Consider the following 23,227-nt stretch of genomic DNA (forward strand, 5'->3'; position numbering starts at 1 on the left):
GAAACTAAGGCTGCTCGACAATCAACGAATACCAAACTGCTGGCAATATCACTCAGTTTGGTCGATCTGCTCCGTGAGTCAAAACACTATGGCACGTTTTTTTAAGCCTCAGAAACGAAAATTAACCGACACCAAACACAAGGAAATGACCATTCGCCGACTCGATCACCTCGGGGCCGGGATTGGTCATCTCGACAAAAAGCCGGTATTTGTTGATGGGGCCTTACCGGATGAAACCGTGGTGGTGCAGCTGACGGAAGATAAAAAGCAGTATGCCCGTGCCAAAGTGATCAAGCGCCTGAACGATAGCCCCGCACGGACTCAGCCGCAATGCCCGATCTACGAGCAGTGCGGCGGCTGTAATTTGCAGCACTTGTCCCATGCCGGCCAGGTGGCTGCCAAACAGCAGGCACTGGGCGAGCTGATGGGTAAATTTGCCGCCACGGATCAAGGGCAGTCTGTTGAACAGGCGCCGCCCATCACCGGGGATGCCTGGCACTATCGCCGCCGAGCCCGGTTCAGCCTGCGCGCTGAGAGCGGGCCGTTGCAGTTTGGTTTTCGCCGCAAGCAGAGCAAAGCTATCGTGGACGTCAGCCATTGCCCGGTGCTGGCAGAATCGCTGAATGCATTGTTGCCGCCGTTGCGGAAATTGCTGGCGGGCCTGAAGGGCAAAAAGCATCTCGGGCATTTGGAGCTGGTGGAAGCCGACAATGGCCGGGTCGTGATGATCCGTCACCTGCAGCCGTTCAATGACGTCGATCAGGCGGCGCTGCTGGCTTTTGCAAAGCAGCATTCGGTGATCCTGTATCTGGCACCGACAGCTGACAGCCTGGAGCGCGTGACCGGCGAGGCGCCTTACTATGCGCTGAACGGACAGAAGCTCTATTTCACCCCGCGTGATTTCATCCAGGTCAACGCACCGGTCAATGCCAGGATGGTGCAGCAGGCGCTGGACTGGCTTGACGTCGGCCCACAGGATCGGGTGTTGGATTTATTCTGTGGTTTAGGTAACTTTAGTTTACCCTTAGCCAAACAGGTCCAGGCCGTCGTCGGCGTGGAAGGGGTGGACGAGATGGTCCGCCGCGCCACGGATAATGCGACGCAGGCGCAGTTGGCCAATACCGAATTTTACCAGGCCAACCTGGAAGCGGATGTCACCACCCAGCCCTGGGCGCAGGCACCGTTTACCAAGATTTTGCTGGATCCGGCCCGGGCCGGTGCTGCGGGCGTGATGTCGCACGTGGTCAAGCTGGCTCCGGAGCGGGTGGTGTACGTCTCTTGCAACCCGGCCACCCTGGCCCGGGACAGTCAGGTGCTGTTGCAGCAGGGGTATCAGTTGGCACGTTTGGGAATGCTGGATATGTTCCCTCACACCGGACACTTAGAATCAATGGCGCTGTTTATCCGGTCGGAGCAGGGCCGCAAAAAATAGTGTTGAATCACGATAGAACAACAGGATAGAGAGATGGTCGCAGTTCGCGGTGCGCACTTAAAGGAAAATGAGACATTTGAGCTGGCTGCCTGGGTTGAGAGCCTGAAGCAGGACGCCAAAGTGGCGGAGCAGATCAAACAAACCTATCAACGTTGTATCGAGCTTACGAGCGAGGAAGCGTCGGCGCCGCAGTTGCTGTGGCGTGGTCGCGAAATGGTTGAAATTCTGGTGACCCTGAGTATGGATCGGGACACCCTGGTTTCGGCGTTGCTATTCCCGCTGGTGGAAGCGGGGATCTACAGCTACGAAGCCCTGAATGAAGATTACAGCAATACCATCTTGCAGATGGTATCCGGGGTTGAGCAGATGGCGGCGATCGGCCAGCTCAAATCCACCACTGAAGGGGCGTCGCAGTCAGCCCAGGTGGATAATATTCGCCGGATGTTGCTGTCGATGGTGGACGACTTCCGCTGCGTGGTCATCAAACTGGCCGAGCGGATCTGCAACCTGCGGGCGGTGAAAGATGAACCGGATGAAGTACGCCGGGCAGCAGCCAAAGAGTGTGCCAACATCTACGCGCCGCTGGCCAACCGGTTGGGGATCGGTCAGCTCAAGTGGGAAATTGAAGACTACGCGTTCCGCTACAACCATCCTAATACCTACAAGCAAATCGCCAAGCAGCTCTCCGAGCGCCGGATTGACCGCGAACACTACATCGAGCACTTTGTCGACGATCTCGACAGCGCGATGAAAGCGTCCAACATCAAGGCGGAAGTCCACGGCCGTCCGAAGCACATCTACAGCATCTGGCGCAAGATGCAGAAGAAGAACCTGGCATTTGACGAGCTGTTTGACGTTCGGGCGGTGCGGATCATCGCTGATCAGCTGCAGGACTGTTACGCCGCGCTGGGGGTGGTGCACACCAAGTACCGTCATCTGCCGAAAGAATTTGATGACTATGTCGCCAACCCGAAACCGAACGGCTACCAGTCGATCCATACCGTGGTGCTGGGGCCGGAAGGCAAAACCATCGAGATCCAGATCCGGACCAAGCAGATGCACGAAGAGTCGGAGCTGGGGGTGGCGGCCCACTGGAAATACAAGGAAGGGGCGACCGGCGGCGCCAAGTCGGCCTACGACGAGAAAATCAACTGGCTGCGTAAACTGCTGGCCTGGCAGGAAGAGATGTCCGACTCCGGCGAGATGCTGGAAGAGCTGCGCAGTCAGGTGTTTGATGATCGCGTTTACGCCTTTACGCCGAAAGGGGATGTAGTTGACCTGCCGATGAATGCCACACCGCTTGATTTTGCTTACCACATTCACTCGGAAGTGGGGCACCGGTGTATCGGGGCTAAAGTTGAAGGGCGGATTGTGCCGTTTACCTATCACCTGCAAATGGGCGATCAGGTCGAGATCATCACCCAGAAGGAGCCGAATCCGTCGCGCGACTGGCTGAACCCGAACCTGGGCTTTGTGACTTCCAGCCGGGCCCGGGCCAAGGTGCATGCCTGGTTCCGTAAACAGGACCGCGACAAGAACATCGCCGCCGGGCGGGAAATCCTCGAGACCGAGCTGGCCAAAATCGGCGCCACCCTGAAAGATGCCGAAGCCTACGCGCTGAAGCGGTTCAATGTGCCGTCGCCGGTCGAGCTGTTTGCCGGGATCGGCAGCGGCGACCTGCGGATCAACCAGGTCGTCAACCACATTAATGCACTGGTGAACAAGCCGACGGCCGAGGAAGAAGATCAGCAGCTGCTGGAAAAACTCAGTGAAGCCGCGCCGAGAGCCACCAAGAAGCCGCAGCGGGATGCGGTGGTGGTCGAAGGGGTCGATAACTTGATGACCCACTTGGCGCGCTGTTGTCAGCCGATCCCGGGCGATGATATCCAGGGCTTCGTCACCCAGGGCCGCGGTATTTCGGTGCACCGTCAGGACTGCGAGCAGTTGGAAGAGCTGCGCCATGTTGCGCCGGAGCGGATCATCGATACCGTCTGGGGCGGCGGCTTTGTCGGCAACTATATGCTGACGGTCCGGGTGACGGCCTCGGAGCGCAACGGCTTGCTCAAGGAGCTGACCAATACCTTTGCCAACGAGAAAGTGAAAGTGGCCGGGGTGAAGAGCCGGATCGATTTCAAAAAACAGATGTCGATTATGGACTTCGACCTGGAGCTGACCGACCTGGAAGTGTTGGGCCGGGTGCTCAAGCGGGTGGAGCAGGTCAAGGATGTTGCGGAAGCCAAACGGCTCCATTAATGTCCTCCCATCACGGGATTGGAACGGGTAGCCTGGCTGCCCGTTTTTGTATCGCCAGTAGATTGAAAAGGCAGTATTTGACATGAGTGACAACACACAGGCGCCGATTGAGCAGTTGCTTGAGATTATGGCGACATTGCGGGATCCCGAGACGGGATGTCCGTGGGATCTGAAGCAGGACTTTGCCTCCATCGTGCCGCACACGCTCGAAGAAGCGTATGAGGTCGCTGATGCCATCAATCAGAAAAATTGGGATGAGGTGCGTGAAGAGCTGGGGGATTTGCTGTTTCAGGTGATCTTTTACAGCCAGCTCGGCAAAGAGCAGGGGCTGTTTGCGTTTGAAGATGTGGTTCGCGGCATTAATGACAAATTGATCCGCCGTCATCCCCATGTATTCGGAGGCACTGAATTTGCCAACGAGGCGGAGATCCTCGCCAACTGGGAAGCTGAAAAAGCCAAAGAGCGGGCCGCGAAAGCGGCAGATGCCAGCCTGCTGGCGAATATCCCTCAAGCCCTGCCGGCGCTGATCCGGGCCGAGAAAATCCAGAAGCGCTGTGCTAAGCACGGTTTTGACTGGGACAGCCTGGGCCCGGTGGTGGAGAAAGTCCGCGAAGAACTGGACGAGGTGATGGATGAAGTCATCCAGGTGTCACCATCTCAGGACAGCATCGAGGATGAAATCGGCGATCTGCTGTTTGCTGTGGTTAACCTCAGCCGCCATCTGCAAGTGAAGCCGGAAACGGCACTGCAGCGTGCTAATCGAAAATTCGAGCGCCGGTTTCGCGAAGTTGAAAAAAGTGTGCTAGAACAAGGGAAGCGTGTTGAAGACTGCTCGCTCGAGATGCTTGATCAGGAATGGCATCGCGTCAAACAGCGCGAGCGTTAACCGCCTTGCTTAGCCGTTGAACGGTATGGGGTCCCTGATGTCTGTACCCGCGGGGATCTTTGATTTGAGACAAAAAAAAACTGCCAATGCTGTGATAGTTTTCACGTTGTGGCGATAAAGTGTGTCTGGTATACTAATTTCCCGTCCAGATACTTTTTATATCCTCTATACCAATCTTCCAGGTAAAACATGACGACGAATTACATTTTTGTTACGGGCGGGGTCGTATCCTCTCTAGGTAAAGGTATTGCTGCAGCCTCTCTGGCAGCGATTCTAGAAGCACGTGGTCTGAAAGTGACCATGATGAAACTAGACCCTTACATCAACGTTGACCCAGGCACCATGAGCCCGATTCAACACGGTGAAGTATTCGTAACGGAAGACGGTGCAGAGACCGACCTTGACCTGGGTCACTACGAGCGTTTTATTCGCACCAAAATGACCAAGCGCAACAACTTTACGGCTGGCCGCGTGTATGCGGACGTGCTGCGTAAAGAGCGCCGTGGCGACTATCTGGGTGCGACTATCCAGGTCATCCCGCATATCACCAACGAAATCAAAGAGCGTGTGATCGCCGGTGCCGAAGGCCATGATGTGGCGATCGTCGAAGTCGGTGGTACTGTGGGTGACATCGAGTCCCTGCCGTTTATGGAAGCCATCCGTCAGCTGGCGGTTGAACTGGGCCGCGAGCGCGCCATGTTCATGCACCTGACGCTGGTGCCTTACCTGGCTGCTGCCGGTGAAGTGAAAACCAAGCCAACCCAGCATTCGGTGAAAGAGCTGCTGTCGATCGGGATCCAGCCGGATGTGCTGATTTGCCGTTCTGACCGCATGATCCCGGCAAACGAGCGTGCCAAGATTGCACTGTTCTGTAACGTGCCGGAAAAAGCGGTCATCTCAATGAAAGATGTCGATTCCATCTACAAGATCCCACAACTGATCAAGGCTCAGGGCCTGGATGATCTGGTCTGTCAGCGCTTTGGCATTAACGCACCGGAAGCAAACCTGGCGGAATGGGAGCAGGTGATCTACGAAGAAGCCAATCCAACGGCTGAAGTGACCATTGGGATGGTCGGTAAGTACATCGAACTGCCGGATGCGTACAAGTCGGTGAACGAAGCCCTGAAACATGCGGGCCTGAAAAACCGTCTGTCAGTCAACATCAAGTACGTCGATTCACAAGATGTGGAGTCGAAAGGCACTGAAGTGCTGGAAGGCCTGGATGCAATCCTGGTTCCTGGCGGTTTCGGTGGTCGTGGTGTCGAAGGGAAGATCACGACAGCGCAATACGCCCGTGAGAACAAGATCCCATACCTGGGGATCTGCCTGGGCATGCAAGTGGCGCTGATTGAATTTGCCCGTCATGTAGCCGGCATGGAAGGCGCGCACTCGACAGAATTTAACGCTGAGACCAAATATCCGGTGGTTGGTCTGATCACCGAGTGGGTTGACAGCGAAGGCAACGTGGAAGAGCGTACCGAGAAGTCGGATCTGGGCGGCACCATGCGTCTGGGCTCTCAGCTGTGTCACCTGGCAGAAGGCTCGAAAGCCCGTGCGCTGTACGGCAACGCGACGATTCACGAGCGTCATCGCCACCGTTACGAAGTGAATAACAACCTGCTGCCGAAACTGGAGAAAGCAGGTCTGAAAATTTCGGGTCTGTCTGCAGACAAGAAACTGGTGGAAATTATCGAGATCCCGAACCACCCATGGTTTGTGGCGGCTCAGTTCCACCCTGAGTTCACTTCAACGCCTCGCGACGGCCATCCGCTGTTTGAAGGCTTTGTGAAAGCGGCAGGCGATAACCTGCGCGGTGAGCTGAATAAGTAAGGATTACGGATAGCTGTGGCAAAAAGTGCTACAGCTATTTTTTTAGCTTTTAAATTGAAGATAAAGCAAGAGGAAACATAATGTCTAAGATCGTTAAAGTTCTAGGTCGTGAAATTATCGATTCACGTGGTAACCCAACTGTTGAAGCAGAAGTTCACCTGGAAGGCGGTTTCGTCGGTATGGCTGCTGCACCATCGGGTGCATCGACTGGTTCTCGCGAAGCGCTGGAACTGCGTGACGGCGACAAGTCTCGTTTCCTGGGTAAAGGTGTTCTGAAGGCTGTTGAAGCTGTGAACGGCCCAATTGCTGAAGCACTGCTGGGTAAGGATGCGAAAGCTCAGGCTGATATCGATCAGATCATGATTGACCTGGACGGTACTGAAAACAAGTCTAACTTCGGTGCGAACGCTATTCTGGCGGTTTCTCTGGCGAACGCCAAAGCTGCTGCTGCTGCCAAAGGCATGCCACTGTACGAGCACATTGCTGAGCTGAACGGCACTCCGGGTCAATTCTCTATGCCTCTGCCAATGATGAACATCATCAACGGTGGTGAGCACGCAGACAACAACGTTGATATCCAGGAATTCATGATCCAGCCTGTCGGTGCGAAGACGCTGAAAGAAGGTCTGCGTATCGGTGCTGAAGTGTTCCACAACCTGGCGAAAGTTCTGAAAGCGAAAGGCATGAGCACAGCTGTTGGTGATGAAGGTGGTTTCGCGCCGAACCTGGAATCCAATGCTGCTGCCCTGGCTGCAATCAAAGAAGCTGTTGAACTGGCTGGCTACGAGCTGGGCAAAGACGTGACGCTGGCGATGGACTGTGCGGCCTCTGAATTCTTCGACAAAGAAGCTGGCAACTACAACATGAAAGGTGAAGGCAAGATCTTCACTTCTGAAGAGTTTAACCACTACCTGGCAGGTCTGGTTGAAGAGTACCCAATCGTGTCTATCGAAGACGGTCTGGACGAGTCTGACTGGGACGGCTTCAAGCACCAAACTGAGCTGCTGGGCGACAAAATCCAGTTGGTCGGTGACGATCTGTTCGTAACCAACACCAAGATCCTGAAAGAAGGCATCGAGAAAGGCATCGCTAACTCTATCCTGATCAAATTCAACCAAATTGGCTCTCTGACTGAGACGCTGGCTGCGATCAAGATGGCAAAAGATGCGGGTTACACGGCGGTTATCTCTCACCGTTCTGGTGAAACTGAAGATGCGACCATCGCTGACCTGGCTGTGGGTACTGCCGCGGGCCAAATCAAAACCGGTTCTATGAGCCGTTCTGACCGTGTTGCGAAATACAACCAGCTGATCCGTATCGAAGAAGCGCTGGGCGAGAAAGCCCCTTACAACGGTCTGAAAGAAGTGAAAGGCCAAGCGTAATTCATACGTTGAATCCCGGATGGCTTTCGGTCATCCGCAATGAGAAAACCGCCTGTATCAGGCGGTTTTTTTTCGTCTGAAGCCCGGCCTGCCGAGATGAATGACTTGTGGCTCAATCTGTTATCCGCCGGTGTGTCCGCTCTGTTCTGAGCGGTTTGACGGTAACTGGCCCTAGTCACACTCAGCGCTTTATGGGATTATTAGGACTATTTTTTAAATGACCCTGCTGATTGATGACAATGATCACTGTGGGGGTCCCCGAAAGTGCAAAACACGAATGAGCATGGGAGCCGTATGCGTTTATTCATTGTCGCGCTACTGATGACACTGGCATGGTTGCAGTACGATTTCTGGCTGGGGAAAAACGGCATGGGCGATTATCTGGCAGCCAAAGATAATGTGGCGTTGCAACAACAGGCCAATGCTGAGCTGGCGCAGCGTAACCAGCAGATGTACGCCGAAATCCACGATTTGCACCGCGGCCAGGAAGCGGTGGAAGAGCGGGCACGAAATGGCCTGGGCATGATCAAGCCGGGCGAAACCTTCTTTCGGATCGTCGGCGAATAGCCGTCGCGTCCGGGCTGGTGGATACAGCAGCGCCGCAGGATGAACCCTTGAAGTAATCAGCGAAAAGCGATACCTGAATTCATGACTGAACAAATCACCGCTGTCGTACCTGCGGCCGGGATCGGCAGCCGCATGGCGGCGGACCGTCCGAAGCAATACCTGCACATTGCAGGCAAAACAATTTTAGAACATACCCTGGACCGCCTGTTAAGCCATGCGGCGATTCGCCGTGTGATTGTGGCAATCAGTCCGGCGGACCCTTATTTTCACACCTTGCCGCTGGCGGATGATCCGCGTATCACGGTGGTGGACGGCGGTGCCGAGCGAGCCGATTCGGTGTTCGCCGGGCTGGCGGCCATTGAAGATGAGGCCAGCTGGGTTTTGGTACATGATGCGGCCCGGCCGTGCGTGCGCCGGACCGATCTGGACAAACTCATCACCTCGGCCCATGGCAGCGACTGTGGGGCGATCCTGGCAGCGCCGGTACGCGATACCATGAAGCGAGGCAATGGCCGTCAGGGCATTGCGGAAACCGTATGCCGGGATGATCTCTGGCATGCGCTGACACCGCAGATGTTCCGGGTGAAACAATTGCGCGATTCACTCCAGTACGCGCTGTCGCAAGGCGCGGTGATCACTGATGAGGCCTCGGCACTCGAGTTTTGCGGTTTACAACCCCGGTTGGTTCCGGGGCGGTTGGATAACCTCAAGGTCACTCAGCCGGAGGATCTGGCCCTGGCTGAATTTTATTTACAACAATTGATGAAGGACGAGCCATGATTCGCATTGGACACGGTTTTGATGTACACAAGTTTGGTGGTGAAGGGCCGGTCATTATTGGTGGCGTGGCGATTCCGTACGAGCAGGGGCTGATCGCTCACTCGGATGGGGATGTCGCCCTGCACGCCGTGTGTGATGCATTGCTCGGCGCGATTGGCGCCGGGGATATTGGCCGTCATTTTCCGGATACCGATGCCGAATGGGCCGGTGCCGACAGTCGTTTCTTACTGCGCGATGTCTATAGTAAAGTGAAGGCTCGGGGGTATCGTCTGGGGAATCTGGATGTGACGATTATTGCCCAGGCGCCGAAAATGGCCCCTTACATTGAGGCCATGTGCCAGGCGATTGCGGCGGATCTGGAAACGGACATCGGTAATATCAATGTCAAAGCGACCACCTCGGAGCGATTGGGATTCACCGGTCGCAAAGAAGGGATTGCTTGTGAAGCGGTCGTTCTGATCCATCAACAATAATGATAATGAATAGCAGCTGGCTGTGAAGGTCAGCTGGATTGCAGCAGTGTGCTGCTGCCTCTAAATGGTGTTTGTATGTCTAGTATTATGGACGGCTTTAGCTGGTTGTATGGGAAGCCTGCCTGTCAGGGGCGCTTGAAGGTTCAGCCTGAGGATTTCGTGGTGAATGAAATTCTGGGGTATACGTTTGCCGGAACCGGTGAGCATTTTATGGTGAAAATCCGCAAGACCGGGGAAAACACCAAGTACGTCGTAAATGAACTGGCCAAAGCGTGCGGCGTGAAATCCCGCGATGTCAGCTGGGCCGGACTGAAAGATCGTCATGCCGTGACCGAGCAGTGGCTCAGCGTTCACCTGCCGGGCAAGCCGGATCCGGATTTGTCAGCATTCGAAGCCACCCATCCGGGGGTCGAAATCCTGGAAACGGCGCGTCACGATAAAAAATTGCGCCCGGGCGATCTGCAAGGCAACTGGTTTGAATTGCGCCTGACTGAGCTGGATCAGCCGCAGGAAGTGATCGCCCGCCTCGAGCAGGTTGCCGCCCGGGGCGTGCCGAACTATTTTGGGGAGCAGCGTTTCGGCCATCACGGTAACAACGTGGTGAAAGCGCGGAGCTGGGGCAACGATGAATTCCGCGTTCGCGACAAGAGCAAGCGCAGCTTTTATCTGTCCGCGGCACGCTCCTGGCTGTTTAATCAGGCGCTCTCAGCCCGGATCGCCCAAGGTCAGGTACACACGCTCCTGGCCGGCGATTATCTGCAGGCTGCGGCTGGTGGACAGGATCAGGTGATTGACGCTGTCAGTGCCGACGTTCAGGCGCAGGTGGATCGGGGTGAGCTGGCCATTACCGCGCCGATGATGGGGGACAATGTCCTGCCGACCACAGCGGAAGCCGAAGCATTTGAAATGGCCGTGGTGGAGCAGGAGCCGCTGCTGCTGAAGCTGATCCGCGATAACCGGATGCGCCATGAGCGTCGCCCGTTGTTGCTGCAACCTCAGCAAATGGCGTGGCAGCAACAAGGGGATACGATCACCGTATCTTTTGCCCTGCCGGCCGGCTGCTTTGCTACTGCAGTGGTCAGAGAATTAATGATTGAACGTGAGCGAGAGGATGGCAGCCATGCGCATTTTGATCAGTAATGACGATGGTATTTTTGCAGAAGGGATCAACACCCTGGCAACCGCATTAGAAGCATTCGGGGAAGTCACGGTGGTGGCACCGGATCGCAACCGCTCCGGCGCGTCAAACTCGCTGACCTTGGAAACGCCGCTGCGGATCCGAGAAGAAGGCACGCGGCGGGTTTCTGTCGAAGGCACGCCGACCGACTGTGTCCACTTCGCCTTAAATGAGTGGCTGGACTACCGTCCCGATCTGGTGGTCGCCGGGATCAACCACGGTGCCAACCTGGGCGATGACGTGCTGTATTCCGGAACGGTGGCAGCGGCAACGGAAGGGCACTTCCTCGGGGTGCCGGCGATTGCTGTCTCGCTGGTGGGCTCGCGTTATTTCGCCACGGCTGCGCATGTGGTGAAAGATATTGTGGCTAAGCTGGCTGAGCAGCCGTTGCCGTCCAATAAAATCCTCAATATCAATGTGCCGGATGTGCCGCTGTCGCAACTGGGCGAGTGGCAAATCACCCGGCTTGGCGCACGCCACCGGGCTGAGAAAATGATTAAAGAGACGGATCCACGCGGCAAAGCTATTTACTGGCTGGGACCGCCGGGGGCCTGCCAGGATGCCGGTCCGGGCACCGACTTTTATGCCATCGAGCACAATCAGGTGTCGATCACGCCGCTGCAGGTGGATTTGACGGCCCATGATGCGCTTGCGGGTATGCAGCAATGGCTTGAGCAAGGGGAGAGCAAGTAAGGATGCGCTATGTGGAAGAGCGGCATAGTCTGCTGACATTTTTGCATCAGTTGGGGATCCGTGACGAGCGGGTCCTCAAGGCGATGGATGCGGTTCCCCGCGAACGGTTCATCGATGAAGCGCTATCGCATAAAGCGTATGAAAACAATGCCCTGCCGATTGGCAATGGACAGACGATCTCGCAGCCTTATATCGTTGCCAAAATGACCGAGCTGCTGGCTCTGAAGCCGGATTCCCGGGTGCTGGAAATCGGTACCGGCTCGGGTTATCAAACCGCGGTTCTGGCGCACCTGGTGGAGCATGTGTATTCGGTGGAGCGGATCAAGGCCCTGCAATGGCAGGCCAAGCGTCGCTTCAAGCAACTGGATCTGCATAATATCTCGACCAAGCACAGTGACGGCTGGCAAGGGTGGCCGAGTAAGGGGCCGTTTGATGCCATTATCGTGACGGCGGCTGCCGAGCGTATTCCGCTGGGGCTATTGTCCCAGTTGGCAGAAGGGGGACGGCTGATCATTCCGGTCGGTGAGGCGTCTCAGGTCCTTAAGCAGATTGTGCGTCAGGGCGATGAGTTCAGCTACCTCGATGTCGAAGCCGTCCGCTTCGTGCCGTTAATTGCCGGAGAGTTGGCATAGCGAACGATGAAGGTGGCGGTGAACTCTGTAGCTTGGCAAAAAACAACGGTAGCAGCCCTGGTGTTGCTGCTGTCGGCCTGTAGCAACCATTCACCGGCACCGGTGACCAGCATCGGAAAAGATTATGCAAGCCTGGAACGCGGCAGTTTCCGTGGTAGTTATTACGAGGTGAAAAAGGGCGATACCCTGTACTTTATCTCTTACATCACCGGCCGTGATGTGGCAGAGATTATTGCCAACAACAAACTGACCCCGCCCTACACCATCTACCCGGGGCAATCCCTAGAGCTGTGGAAGCCAAAGTATGTCGCCCCTGCCTTTGGCAAGCCCGGTACCGTACCGGCTGTAAAAATCCCAGAAAAAACAGTCAGTACCCCAGTCAAGCCCACAGTGAAACCAGCCCCGCCCCCAGCTGTTAAGCCGACGCCGGTTCCGCCTGTGGCAAAAAATGAGCCAAAACAGGCCAAGACAGCACAAAAAACGAGCAATAAAGATGTTGATCAGGCTCGCACAAAAGAGTACTCTCAAAATTCCAAAAGTAACAAAGTTGTTACAAAAAAGGGACCGGTAAGTAACAAGGTGACCAGTTGGTCATGGCCGACTCGAGGGCGTGTGGTTGGGAAGTTCTCCAATACTGAAAACGGCAATAAGGGAATTGATATTGCCGGTCAGCGGGGACAAACCGTGAAAGCCTCGGCCGCAGGGGTCGTCGTCTATGCGGGAAATGCACTGCGTGGTTACGGCAACCTGGTGATCATTAAGCACAACGATGACTATCTCAGTGCTTATGCTCACAACGACACCATACTGGTCAAGGAGCAGCAGACGGTCCACGCCGGACAGAAAATTGCTGCCATGGGCAGCAGTGGCACCAACAGTGTCCGTCTGCATTTTGAGATCCGTTACAAAGGTAAGTCCGTGAACCCGTTGCGGTACCTACCCAAGTAGACAACATGGCACCGTAACTTTGCTATGTTTTGCTAACTCGCCATCTGGGAGGCGCTATGAGTAGAAGCAATGCAGCGACCGATATCGACAACTTCGAGTTTGAAGAAGATATGGAATTAGATGCGGAGGAGATCGAGACCAAAGCAGCCGCTGAGGAAGACACGACGACCGATGATGTCGATATTTCGCAATACGGCGGCACGCAGAAAGCCCTGGATGCGACTCAGTTGTACTTGGGAGAGATTGGCTTTTCCCCTTTGCTAACCGCGGAAGAGGAAGTCTTGTATGCTCGCCGCGCGCTCCGGGGGGATGAGGTTGCCCGCAAGCGGATGATCGAAAGTAACCTGCGCCTGGTGGTGAAGATTTCCCGGCGTTACAGCAACCGGGGCCTGGCGCTGCTGGATCTGGTTGAAGAAGGGAACCTGGGCCTGATCCGGGCGGTGGAGAAGTTCGATCCTGAGCGCGGTTTCCGGTTCTCAACTTATGCCACTTGGTGGATCCGACAAACCATCGAGCGGGCGATCATGAACCAGACCCGGACGATCCGTCTGCCCATTCATGTGGTGAAAGAGCTGAACGTTTATCTGCGGACAGCTCGTGAGCTGGCGCAAAAGCTGGATCATGAACCGACTGCGGAAGACATCGCGCTGAAGCTGGATAAGTCAGTCGATGATGTCAACCGGATGCTGCGCCTGAATGAGCGGGTCGGCTCGGTGGACAACCCGATCGGCGGTGATTCGGAGAAAGCACTGCTGGACATTATCCCGGATGAGAAGAGCGGCGGACCGGAAACGTCCACGCAGGATGATGATATCAAAGCCTCGATTGTGACCTGGCTGCAAGAGCTGAATCCGAAACAGCGTGAAGTGCTGGCGCGTCGCTTTGGTTTGCTGGGGTATGAAGCATCCACACTGGAAGATGTGGGCCGTGAAATCGGTCTGACCCGGGAGCGGGTCCGTCAGATCCAGGTTGAAGGGCTGCGTCGCCTGCGCGACATGCTGACCCATCAGGGGCTGAATATCGAATCGCTGTTTAACCAAGAGCAGTTGTAAGTCGAGATTCACTTGAAGACAAACAAAAAGGGTTGATGCGCTGGCATCAACCCTTTTTTGATCGCAGTGGTTTGGCCCTTACAGCAAGGCTTTCAGGCGGTAGAGTTCATCCAGTGCCTGACGCGGCGTCAGCTCATCCGGGTTCACATTCGCCAGCGCCGTTTCCACTTCGCTGGGCTCCGGCAGCAGGGTCAGCTGGTGCTCGGCTTTCGGTGCTGTACCGGGAACATTCACGGCTTGTTGATGGCCGCTGGCTTCCAATTGCTGCAGTTTGGTTTTGGCGCGTTTGATCACTGGTTTCGGAACACCGGCCAGACTGGCAACGGCCAGACCAAAGGACTTACTGGCCGCCCCTTCTTGCACGGCATGCATAAAGGCGATTTCGTCACCGTGTTCGACGGCATCGAGGTGAACATTGGCCAGGGCAGACATCAGCGACGGCAGCTCGGTCAGTTCAAAGTAATGGGTCGCGAACAGGGTCATGGCGGCGATTTTATCCGCCAGCCACTCGGCACTGGCCCAGGCCAGAGACAGACCGTCGTAGGTGCTGGTCCCCCGACCGATTTCATCCATCAACACCAGGCTGTTTGGCGTCGCATTGTGGAGGATATTGGCGGTTTCGGTCATCTCAACCATGAAGGTCGAGCGGCCGGAGGCCAGATCGTCCGATGCGCCGATCCGGGTGAAGATCCGATCCAGCGGACCGATCGTGACCGCTTCGGCCGGGACAAACGAGCCGACATGAGCCATCAGGGCGATCAGGGCTGTCTGGCGCATATAGGTCGATTTACCCCCCATGTTCGGCCCGGTGATGATCAGCATCCGGCGATCCCGATGCAGCGAGATTGGGTTGGCGATAAACGGCTCACTCAGCACCTGCTCCACCACCGGGTGGCGCCCGGCGGTGATTTCAATCCCGGCGGTTTTGCTCAGCTGTGGCCGGCAGTAGTTGAGCGTGTCTGCCCGCTCGGCCAGGTTGGTGAGCACATCCAGCTCCGACAGGGCATTGGCAGCATTTTGCAATGCTTCCAGGTGCGGCAGCAGTTGATCAAACAGCTCTTCCCACAGTTTTTTCTCCAGTGCCAGTGCTTTGGACTTGGAGTTCAGTACTTTATCTTCGTGCGCTTTGAGCTCAGGGATAATATAGCGCTCGGCATTTTTCAGGGTCTGGCGGCGAACGTAGTGGCTCGGGACCTGATGGCTCTGGCTGCGACTCACTTGGATGTAGAACCCGTGGACCTGGTTGAACCCGACTTTCAGGGTATCGAGATCGTGGCGTTCGCGTTCGCTGGCTTCCAGCTCTTCAAGAAACTTGGTCGCTCCGTCGGCCAGATCCCGCCACTCATCCAGTTCGGCATTGTATCCCGGTGCCAGCACGCCGCCGTCGCGGATCACCACTGGTGGATTGTCGATGATGGCACGCTCAAGCAATTCGCAGAGTTCATCCATCGGCGCGGCCAGTTGGGCCAGCTCACCAATGCGAGGTTGGGCACTGTCTGCCAGTACATCGGCCAATGCCGGCAGGTGCTGCAGGGCGGTGCGCATGCGGGCCAGATCGCGCGGGCGGGCAGAGCGCAGAGCCAGACGGGCCAGGATCCGCTCCAGATCGCCCATATGGCGCAGGACGTCGGCCACATCGGTAAACAGTCCGGTGTCTTTAAAAGCACTGATGGCATCCAACCGGGCATTGAGCTGTTTCTGATCTCGGATTGGCTGGTGCAGCCAGCGCTTGAGCAGTCGGCTGCCCATCGGGGTCGCGGTCTGATCCAGGACAGACGCCAGCGTATTGTCGAACCCGCCGGCCAGATTCTGGGTCAGCTCCAGATTGCGGCGGGTGGCGGCATCCAGGATCACGGCGTGATCTCGGGTGTCCAGGGTGATCGCCCGAATGTGCGGTAGCGCAGTGCGCTGGGTGTCTTTGACGTATTGCAGCAAGCAGCCGGCGGCGCACAGGCCGCGCTCGGCATTGTCGACGCCGAATCCGACCAGGTCGCGGGTGCCGAACTGCATCGTCAGTTGCTGGCGGGCGGTTTCTAAATCGAATTCCCACACCGGTCGGCGACGATTGCCTTTAAACGGTTGCAGCAGGCCGGGCAGAGCAAAATCTTCCGGGTACAGCAGCTCGGCCGGGCTGGTGCGCTGCAGCTCGGCCTGCATCGCTTCTTCGGTGTCCGGCTCGGTCAGCATAAAGCGACCAGAGGTGATATCCAGCGTGGCGTAACCGAACCCCTGGCTGTTCTGGTAAATCGCGGCGATCAGGTTATCCCGGCGCTCGTTGAGCAGCGCCTCATCACTCACGGTTCCCGGCGTCACGATGCGGACCACCTGACGTTCAACCGGCCCTTTGCTGGTGGCCGGATCGCCGATTTGCTCACAAATCGCCACTGATACCCCTTGCTGTACCAATTTGGCCAGATAGCCTTCGACGGCATGATAAGGCACCCCGGCCATCGGGATGGGTTGGCCATTGGACGCGCCGCGTTTGGTGAGGGAGATATCCAGCAGTTGGGAAGCCTGCTTGGCATCGTCGTAAAACAGCTCGTAAAAATCCCCCATGCGGTAAAACAGCAGCACTTCCGGATTTTCGGCTTTGATCCTCAGGTACTGCTGCATCATAGGCGTGTGTTTGGTTAAATTATCTTTCGTTGTCATGGTGTTGTATTTCCTATGATGCTGATTTCAGGTGTCGTCGGAGCCGTGGGAGCACGATGGTCATCGTCTGAGGAAGGAGCGCGACACCGTGCGATACATGCGCGATGCCATTCGGACCATTTAGGTTGACAGCGCCGCTTTCAACACGTGTGTGGGCGGATTTCGGCCAGGCCACAGACAGCCCCGAAGGATATCAAATCGCACTCCGAAAGAGCAATCAGGAAAGGTGCGCTTCTGCGTTCCCTGAACTTAGCTGACTCGGGAGCAGGCAGAGGGAGATAGCGAGGATGGCAGCGCCGCCCAGCTCGGCAATCTTCGATAGATGATTGAATAATATGTGTTTGATGGCATAATTGCCGTTTTGTGAGTGCGCGTTTGCATATGTGCGATTCTCGCGTCAATCAGGAATAATCACGATGAAGATAAAAGCAGCAGTTATGTTGTTGTCACTGGCGGTGTTGGCCGGGTGCGGCAGTGACGATGACAATAAAGATGGCAAAACCGGCCCTACGTCCCCTTATGATTTGTCCAAGATTTCTCCGACTTGTTATGTGAAGCATCAAGAAACGCGTGATAACAGCGGGCAGGGGATTTATCTGCCGACAGGGGCGAACATCTATGCCTATACATCTTCCGATCTTACGCGGCTGAACCAGTGCTCCCCTGATGGGACGGATATTCCTTCATTTTTAGTCAATGATAATTTGCTGTCTGTGTTGGCGTACGTGCAGGATGTCGACAGTACCCACTATGTGTTTGCCTATGTGTTGCCGGATCCGGCGACATCTGTGGTTGGACTCGATCTCGCGGATGAGGTATGGCCGACATCGATTGCGGTTGAGGGAACGAATGCTCAGGGAGATTATACCATCGAAATTAATCTGGAACTGAATGCCCGGGTCTTTACTCAGAACAACGATGAACCGGTTGTTGAAGTGTATACGCTGGCACAAGCCCAGGCGGAATTCCCTCATATGTTGCAGCAAGGGGACGCGATGTTCCTGTTCCAACTTGCGAACGGGCAGGAGCCGTCGCTGTAACCTCCTCGATGCCAAGGTGGTTTATACGACCTTGGCCTTTTCGCAAGCCGAACTCTCTCCCCTCTATCTTGGCCCATTTTGAACGGGGTCCAACTTCGTTACGCTCGGTTAGGCTGGTGCTTGCTGTCCGGGCGGTGGCAGCGTATGGTGAGGCCAACTTTTACAAAAGGTGGGCAAGCAGATGGCAGATATCGCGCAACTGGCCCGGGAGCTGGGAACAGCGCTGAACCGGCAAGGCTGGATGGCAACGACGGCAGAGTCCTGCACCGGTGGCGGCGTGTCGATGGCGATCACTGAGATTGCCGGCAGCTCGGCTTGGTTTGACCGGGCTTTTGTCACCTACAGCAATGAAGCCAAACAACAGATGCTCGGCGTGACCGAAGCGACACTGGCGGAGCATGGCGCCGTAAGCGAGCCGGTCGCTGCGCAGATGGCAACCGGCGCGCTGGTATATTCTGCGGCAGCGATCAGTGTCTCCGTCAGCGGGATTGCCGGGCCGGGCGGCGGCAGCGCCCTCAAGCCGGTCGGGACCGTCTGTTTTGCCTGGGCGGATCAGACGGGTTGGCTTGTCACGGAAACCTGCCATTTTACCGGAGATCGTCGTGCGGTTCGCACCCAGGCCGTCGAAAGGGCGCTCACCGGTCTGCTGCAGCGTCTGCAGCAGTTGGACTAAATCAGAGTTTCTTGTTGTCTGGCCGGACGATCGAAAAAATTTTGATCCAGTGCTGGACACTGTATGAATAGACAGTATACTAAGCTTCATAAACAAGCTCCGTTTTTTACTTTAAGCATCCGTTGGAGAGTCGAATGGACGACAACAAGCAGAAGGCTCTTGCCGCCGCGTTAGGTCAGATTGAAAAGCAGTTCGGGAAGGGGTCGATCATGAAGCTCGGCGACAACCGGGCGATGGATATTGAAACTGTGTCTACCGGCTCCCTGTCGCTGGATATCGCTTTGGGCGCGGGCGGTCTGCCGATGGGACGTATCGTTGAGATTTACGGCCCTGAGTCTTCAGGTAAAACAACGCTGACGCTTGAAGTCATTGCCGCCGCGCAGCGCCAGGGCAAGACCTGTGCGTTCATCGATGCTGAGCATGCGCTCGATCCGGTGTATGCCCAGAAACTGGGTGTGGATATTGATAACCTGCTGGTGTCTCAGCCGGATACCGGTGAGCAGGCGCTGGAAATTGCAGATGCCCTGGCACGTTCCGGTGCGGTAGACATCATGGTTGTGGACTCCGTGGCAGCCCTGACGCCAAAAGCTGAGATCGAAGGGGAAATGGGTGACAGCCACATGGGTCTGCAGGCGCGAATGCTGTCTCAGGCGATGCGAAAGATCACCGGCAACCTGAAAGCATCGAACTGTATGTGTATCTTCATCAACCAGATCCGCATGAAGATCGGGGTGATGTTTGGTAACCCAGAAACCACCACCGGTGGTAACGCTCTGAAATTCTACGCATCGGTTCGTCTGGACATCCGCCGTACCGGTGCGATCAAAGATGGCGATGAAGTCGTGGGTAACGAAACCCGGATCAAGGTCGTGAAGAACAAAATTGCGGCGCCGTTTAAGCAAGCGGAAACGCAGATCCTGTACGGTCAGGGCTTCAACCGCCTGGGCGAGCTGGTGGATCTGGGCGTGAAACACAAGATGGTCGAAAAAGCCGGCGCCTGGTACAGCTACCAGGGGGATAAAATCGGCCAGGGTAAAGCCAATGCCTGTAAATTCCTGGGCGAGCACCCGGAGCTGGCTGAAGAGCTGGACAAAAAACTGCGTGACCTACTGCTGACGCCGGTGAAGCCGGAGGATGTAAAAGCGGATGTGGCGGAGCCGGTTGACAGCGAAGAAGATCAGGCATTCTGATTCTCGAGCACATGCAGTGAGCCCTCGTTATCGGCGGTAAATTCACAGGCATGTATCACAGGCTGACGCTGGACGTCGGCGAGAAAAATTGACGGGCTTTGTACTGGGTACAAGGCCCGTTTTGTATTTATCGGCCGGAACGCCAGGGCAATGTTTCGAAGGGGAGAGAGATGAAAAAAGCACCACCCAAACAGACGGTGAAAGAGGCCGCCGTCGGTTATCTGTCACGCCGGGATCACGCGGAAAAAGAGTTGCGGCAGAAACTGAAAAATCGGGGCTACAGTACCGAGGAAGTGGCTGAAGCGATTGCGTATTGTCAGGATTACAACTGGCTGGATGATGCCCGTTATGCTGGCATGATGCTGCGAAGCGGGATCGCCAAGGGGTGGGGAAGCCTGCGGATCCGTCAGGAAATGAAGCTCAAAGGTGTCCATGACACCATTATCCGCCAGACGCTGGATGCGTGCGAGCATGACTGGTATACGCAGGCCCGCGACATTGCCCGACGCAAGTTTGGCGAGGGTTCGGCCGACACCCCGAAAGAGAAAGCCCGGCGCTTTCGTTTTCTGCAATACCGGGGGTTTGACTTTGATCAGATCCAGTACGCCCTGGGCAATGACGAAGCCTTCTGATTTTTCATGAAATTGCCGTTTGACCGGCGGGTCATCGGCGCTTTCGGGCGGATGGCCACCCGGCTAATTTACAACAATTCTTAACATAACATTTCCCGTAGCCCCCACCCTTGTTTTACAATGGTCGGCAAAGATTTTATTTTAGAACCTGACCAGCATATTTATCCCGTGCCGAAGCGGGGTTGTGGGTGACAGGTTGTAGTCGCGCTGACGCGACTTTTCAGTATTTATAAAAGTATTTATTCAGGATTTTCCCATGTACATGAGCACTGATGAGATTCGCCGCGCGTTTCTTGCATTTTTTGAGAGCAAAGGTCACCAGATCGTCGAAAGCTCTTCTCTTGTACCTGCCAATGACCCGACATTGTTGTTTACCAACGCAGGTATGAACCAATTCAAAGATACATTTCTAGGCCTGGAAAAGCGCAACTACTCGCGCGCAACGACGGCTCAGCGCTGTGTTCGTGCCGGGGGGAAACACAACGACCTGGAAAATGTTGGTTTTACGGCCCGTCACCACACTTTCTTTGAAATGCTGGGTAACTTCAGCTTCGGTGATTACTTCAAACAAGATGCGATCAAGTATGCCTGGGCGTTTCTGACAGACGTTCTGAAACTGCCGCAAGACCGTCTGCTGGTGACTGTCTACGAAACCGATGATGAAGCGTTTGACATCTGGAACAAAGAGGTCGGCATTCCGGCGGATCGCATTGTGCGCATCGGTGACAAGGAAGGCGGTAAGGCTTATGAGTCGGACAACTTCTGGCAGATGGGCGATACCGGTCCATGTGGCCCATGTACTGAAATTTTCTATGATCACGGTGAGCATATCTGGGGTGGCCGTCCGGGTACACCAGAAGAAGACGGCGACCGTTTCATCGAGATCTGGAACAACGTCTTTATGCAGTTCAACCGCCAGGCTGACGGCACTATGGAGCCGCTGCCGAAGCCATCGGTTGATACCGGGATGGGGATTGAGCGGATCGCCGCGATCATGCAGGGCGTTCACTCAAACTATGAAATTGATATCTTCCAGACCCTGATCAAAGAAGCTGCGGCAGTGATTGGTCATGATGATTTGTCGAACCAGTCCCTACGCGTTGTGGCGGACCATATCCGTTCTTGTGCGTACCTGATCGTCGATGGCGTGATGCCATCGAATGAAGGTCGGGGCTATGTGCTACGCCGTATTATCCGTCGCGCGGTGCGTCACGGCAACAAGCTGGGTGCCAAAGACGCGTTCTTCTACAAACTGGTCGGGCCGCTGGCTGACATCATGGGCACCGCCGGTTCGGAGCTGAAGAAACAGCAGGCGATGGTTGAGAAAGTGCTGAAGATCGAAGAAGAGAACTTCGGCCGGACTCTTGACCGCGGGATGACAATTCTGAACGAGGCGCTGGATAACCTTGACGGTAAAGAGCTTGACGGCGACACCGTCTTTAAGCTGTATGACACCTATGGTTTCCCGGCGGACCTGACCAACGATGTGGCCCGTGAGCGTGGCTTCACGATTGACGAAGAAGGCTTCAACAATGCGATGGAAGCCCAGCGCCAGCGTGCCCGTGAAGCCGGCCAGTTCGGCGTTGACTATAACGACGCCATTAAGGTGGATGCGAATACTGAATTCTGCGGCTATAGCGGCACGCAAGGTGAGGGTGAAGTGATTGCCCTGTACCACAACGGTGAAGCGGTCGAGTCGATTCAGGCCGGTGATGAAGCCCTGGTGGTGCTGGATAACACGCCATTCTACGCCGAATCAGGTGGTCAGTGCGGGGATGCCGGGAGCCTGAAAGCGGCTGCGGGTCTGTTCAGCGTTGCTGATACGCAGAAGTTTGGCGATGCCATTGGTCACCAGGGCACTCTGAGTGAAGGCAGCCTGCGGGTGGGCGATTCAGTGGTGGCCGAGGTTGACGCGGAGCGTCGCGGGGCCATCAGCCTGAACCACTCTGCAACGCACCTGTTGCACGCAGCCCTGCGTAAGCTGCTGGGTGAGCATGTGACGCAGAAGGGCTCACTGGTGAAACCAGAAGGACTGCGGTTCGACTTCTCTCACCTGGAAGCGGTGAAGCCGGCGCAACTGCGCGAGGTTGAGCGGATGGTCAATGCCCAGATCCGTTTGAACCATGCCATCGAAACGGAGCTGATGGACATTGAAGCGGCCAAGCAGAAAGGCGCGATGGCCCTGTTTGGCGAAAAATATGACGATGAAGTGCGCGTGCTGAGTATGGGCGACTTCTCGACGGAGCTGTGTGGTGGTATTCACGCCAGCAACACCGGTGATATCGGCCTGTTTAAGATTGTCTCGGAAGGCGGGATCGCCGCCGGGATCCGTCGGATTGAGGCGGTCACGGGTGCTGCGGCGATTGAAGCATTGCATGCGCAAGAGGCGCTGCTGTCAGAGACTGCGGGTCTGGTGAAATCCGACAGCGCATCGGTGGTTACGAAAGTCAGCGCACTGGTCGCCCAGAATAAGCAGCTGGAAAAAGAGATCCAGCAGCTGAAAGACAAATTGGCGGCGCAGGAAAGTGCGGGCCTGATCAACCAAGCGCAAGAAATTAACGGCGTAAAAGTACTGGTTGCGAAGCTGGATGGTGCGGACAACAAAGCCCTGCGTGGCATGGTGGACGAGCTGAAGAACCAGCTGGGCAGCGGTATTGTCGTGCTGGGGAATGCCAGCGACGACAAAGTCGGACTAATCGCAGGGGTTACCAAAGACCTGATCGGCAAAGTGAAAGCCGGTGAACTGGTCAACATGGTGGCCCAGCAAGTGGGTGGTAAAGGCGGCGGCCGTCCGGATATGGCACAGGCGGGGGGCTCTGATGTATCAGCGCTTCCGGCTGCGTTAGAATCTGCACAGGTATGGATCGCAGAGCGCCTCTAAGGCGCTCTTTACCGCTATGTTTAGCAACGGGGTACAAGCCCCAGGAAGGTGAAG

Annotated in this window: 19 protein-coding genes; 18 read left to right on the top strand and 1 reads right to left on the bottom strand. The window is 55.9% G+C overall.

Annotated elements, in window-relative coordinates:
- Nucleotides 1-88 precede the first annotated feature (88 nt).
- The 13 genes from rlmD (at nucleotide 89) to rpoS (ending at nucleotide 14,105) form a co-directional block, all read left to right on the top strand.
- A complete protein-coding gene (gene rlmD, locus NH461_RS02605; RefSeq protein ID WP_261601775.1) occupies nucleotides 89-1,432 on the top strand; it encodes a 23S rRNA (uracil(1939)-C(5))-methyltransferase RlmD in 1,344 nt (447 codons plus the stop codon).
- Between the two features lie 33 nt (nucleotides 1,433-1,465).
- Entirely contained in the window at nucleotides 1,466-3,685 is a 2,220-nt protein-coding gene (gene relA, locus NH461_RS02610) for a GTP diphosphokinase (protein WP_261601776.1), read from the top strand.
- Nucleotides 3,686-3,767: 82 nt separating this feature from the next.
- Nucleotides 3,768-4,571, top strand: coding sequence for a nucleoside triphosphate pyrophosphohydrolase (gene mazG, locus NH461_RS02615; RefSeq protein ID WP_261601777.1), 804 nt, complete (start codon nucleotides 3,768-3,770; stop codon nucleotides 4,569-4,571).
- A gap of 189 nt (nucleotides 4,572-4,760) precedes the next feature.
- Nucleotides 4,761-6,401 carry a CTP synthase gene (locus NH461_RS02620; RefSeq protein WP_261601778.1) on the top strand — a complete coding sequence of 547 codons (1,641 nt, stop codon included), beginning with the start codon at nucleotides 4,761-4,763 and terminating at the stop codon, nucleotides 6,399-6,401.
- Between the two features lie 80 nt (nucleotides 6,402-6,481).
- Nucleotides 6,482-7,783: a phosphopyruvate hydratase gene (eno, locus tag NH461_RS02625; protein ID WP_261601779.1), complete on the top strand. Its 1,302-nt coding sequence runs from the start codon at nucleotides 6,482-6,484 to the stop codon at nucleotides 7,781-7,783.
- Nucleotides 7,784-8,077: 294 nt separating this feature from the next.
- The gene (gene ftsB, locus NH461_RS02630) at nucleotides 8,078-8,350 is read left to right on the top strand and encodes a cell division protein FtsB (RefSeq protein ID WP_261601780.1); all 273 of its coding nucleotides are present in this window, start codon (nucleotides 8,078-8,080) and stop codon (nucleotides 8,348-8,350) included.
- 81 nt (nucleotides 8,351-8,431) lie between these two features.
- Entirely contained in the window at nucleotides 8,432-9,130 is a 699-nt protein-coding gene (gene ispD / locus NH461_RS02635; RefSeq protein WP_261601781.1) for a 2-C-methyl-D-erythritol 4-phosphate cytidylyltransferase, read from the top strand.
- The gene (gene ispF, locus NH461_RS02640; protein ID WP_261602813.1) at nucleotides 9,130-9,603 is read left to right on the top strand and encodes a 2-C-methyl-D-erythritol 2,4-cyclodiphosphate synthase; all 474 of its coding nucleotides are present in this window, start codon (nucleotides 9,130-9,132) and stop codon (nucleotides 9,601-9,603) included. The genes ispD and ispF overlap by 1 nt, the downstream gene beginning before the upstream one ends.
- A 75-nt stretch (nucleotides 9,604-9,678) precedes the next feature.
- Nucleotides 9,679-10,743, top strand: coding sequence for a tRNA pseudouridine(13) synthase TruD (truD, locus tag NH461_RS02645; protein WP_261601782.1), 1,065 nt, complete (start codon nucleotides 9,679-9,681; stop codon nucleotides 10,741-10,743).
- Entirely contained in the window at nucleotides 10,724-11,473 is a 750-nt protein-coding gene (gene surE / locus NH461_RS02650) for a 5'/3'-nucleotidase SurE (protein WP_261601783.1), read from the top strand. The genes truD and surE overlap by 20 nt, the downstream gene beginning before the upstream one ends.
- Nucleotides 11,474-11,475: 2 nt before the next feature.
- Nucleotides 11,476-12,105: a protein-L-isoaspartate(D-aspartate) O-methyltransferase gene (locus NH461_RS02655; protein WP_410000088.1), complete on the top strand. Its 630-nt coding sequence runs from the start codon at nucleotides 11,476-11,478 to the stop codon at nucleotides 12,103-12,105.
- Between the two features lie 6 nt (nucleotides 12,106-12,111).
- Entirely contained in the window at nucleotides 12,112-13,053 is a 942-nt protein-coding gene (nlpD, locus tag NH461_RS02660) for a murein hydrolase activator NlpD (protein ID WP_261601785.1), read from the top strand.
- A gap of 56 nt (nucleotides 13,054-13,109) precedes the next feature.
- Nucleotides 13,110-14,105 (top strand): RNA polymerase sigma factor RpoS, encoded by a 996-nt coding sequence (gene rpoS / locus NH461_RS02665; protein ID WP_261601786.1) that lies wholly within the window; start codon nucleotides 13,110-13,112, stop codon nucleotides 14,103-14,105.
- A 78-nt stretch (nucleotides 14,106-14,183) separates the two neighbouring features.
- Here rpoS and mutS read toward each other — a convergent pair whose 3' ends face one another.
- Complete coding sequence (mutS, locus tag NH461_RS02670; protein WP_261601787.1) at nucleotides 14,184-16,757, bottom strand: DNA mismatch repair protein MutS; 2,574 nt, start codon at nucleotides 16,755-16,757, stop codon at nucleotides 14,184-14,186.
- Between the two features lie 416 nt (nucleotides 16,758-17,173).
- Here mutS and NH461_RS02675 point away from each other — a divergent pair, with 416 nt between their 5' ends.
- From NH461_RS02675 to alaS, 5 genes are all read left to right on the top strand, one after another.
- Complete coding sequence (locus tag NH461_RS02675) at nucleotides 17,174-17,797, top strand: hypothetical protein (protein WP_261601788.1); 624 nt, start codon at nucleotides 17,174-17,176, stop codon at nucleotides 17,795-17,797.
- A gap of 181 nt (nucleotides 17,798-17,978) precedes the next feature.
- Nucleotides 17,979-18,470, top strand: a complete 492-nt coding sequence (pncC, locus tag NH461_RS02680; protein ID WP_261601789.1) for a nicotinamide-nucleotide amidase — start codon at nucleotides 17,979-17,981, stop codon at nucleotides 18,468-18,470.
- A 134-nt stretch (nucleotides 18,471-18,604) separates the two neighbouring features.
- A complete protein-coding gene (gene recA, locus NH461_RS02685; RefSeq protein ID WP_261601790.1) occupies nucleotides 18,605-19,660 on the top strand; it encodes a recombinase RecA in 1,056 nt (351 codons plus the stop codon).
- Nucleotides 19,661-19,830: 170 nt separating this feature from the next.
- A complete protein-coding gene (recX, locus tag NH461_RS02690; protein ID WP_261601791.1) occupies nucleotides 19,831-20,292 on the top strand; it encodes a recombination regulator RecX in 462 nt (153 codons plus the stop codon).
- 256 nt (nucleotides 20,293-20,548) lie between these two features.
- Nucleotides 20,549-23,173 (top strand): alanine--tRNA ligase, encoded by a 2,625-nt coding sequence (alaS, locus tag NH461_RS02695; protein ID WP_261601792.1) that lies wholly within the window; start codon nucleotides 20,549-20,551, stop codon nucleotides 23,171-23,173.
- Nucleotides 23,174-23,227: the final 54 nt, after the last annotated feature.

Origin of the sequence: Photobacterium sp. TY1-4 (assembly GCF_025398175.1) — a bacterium.
In the GTDB taxonomy this organism is placed as follows: domain Bacteria; phylum Pseudomonadota; class Gammaproteobacteria; order Enterobacterales; family Vibrionaceae; genus Photobacterium.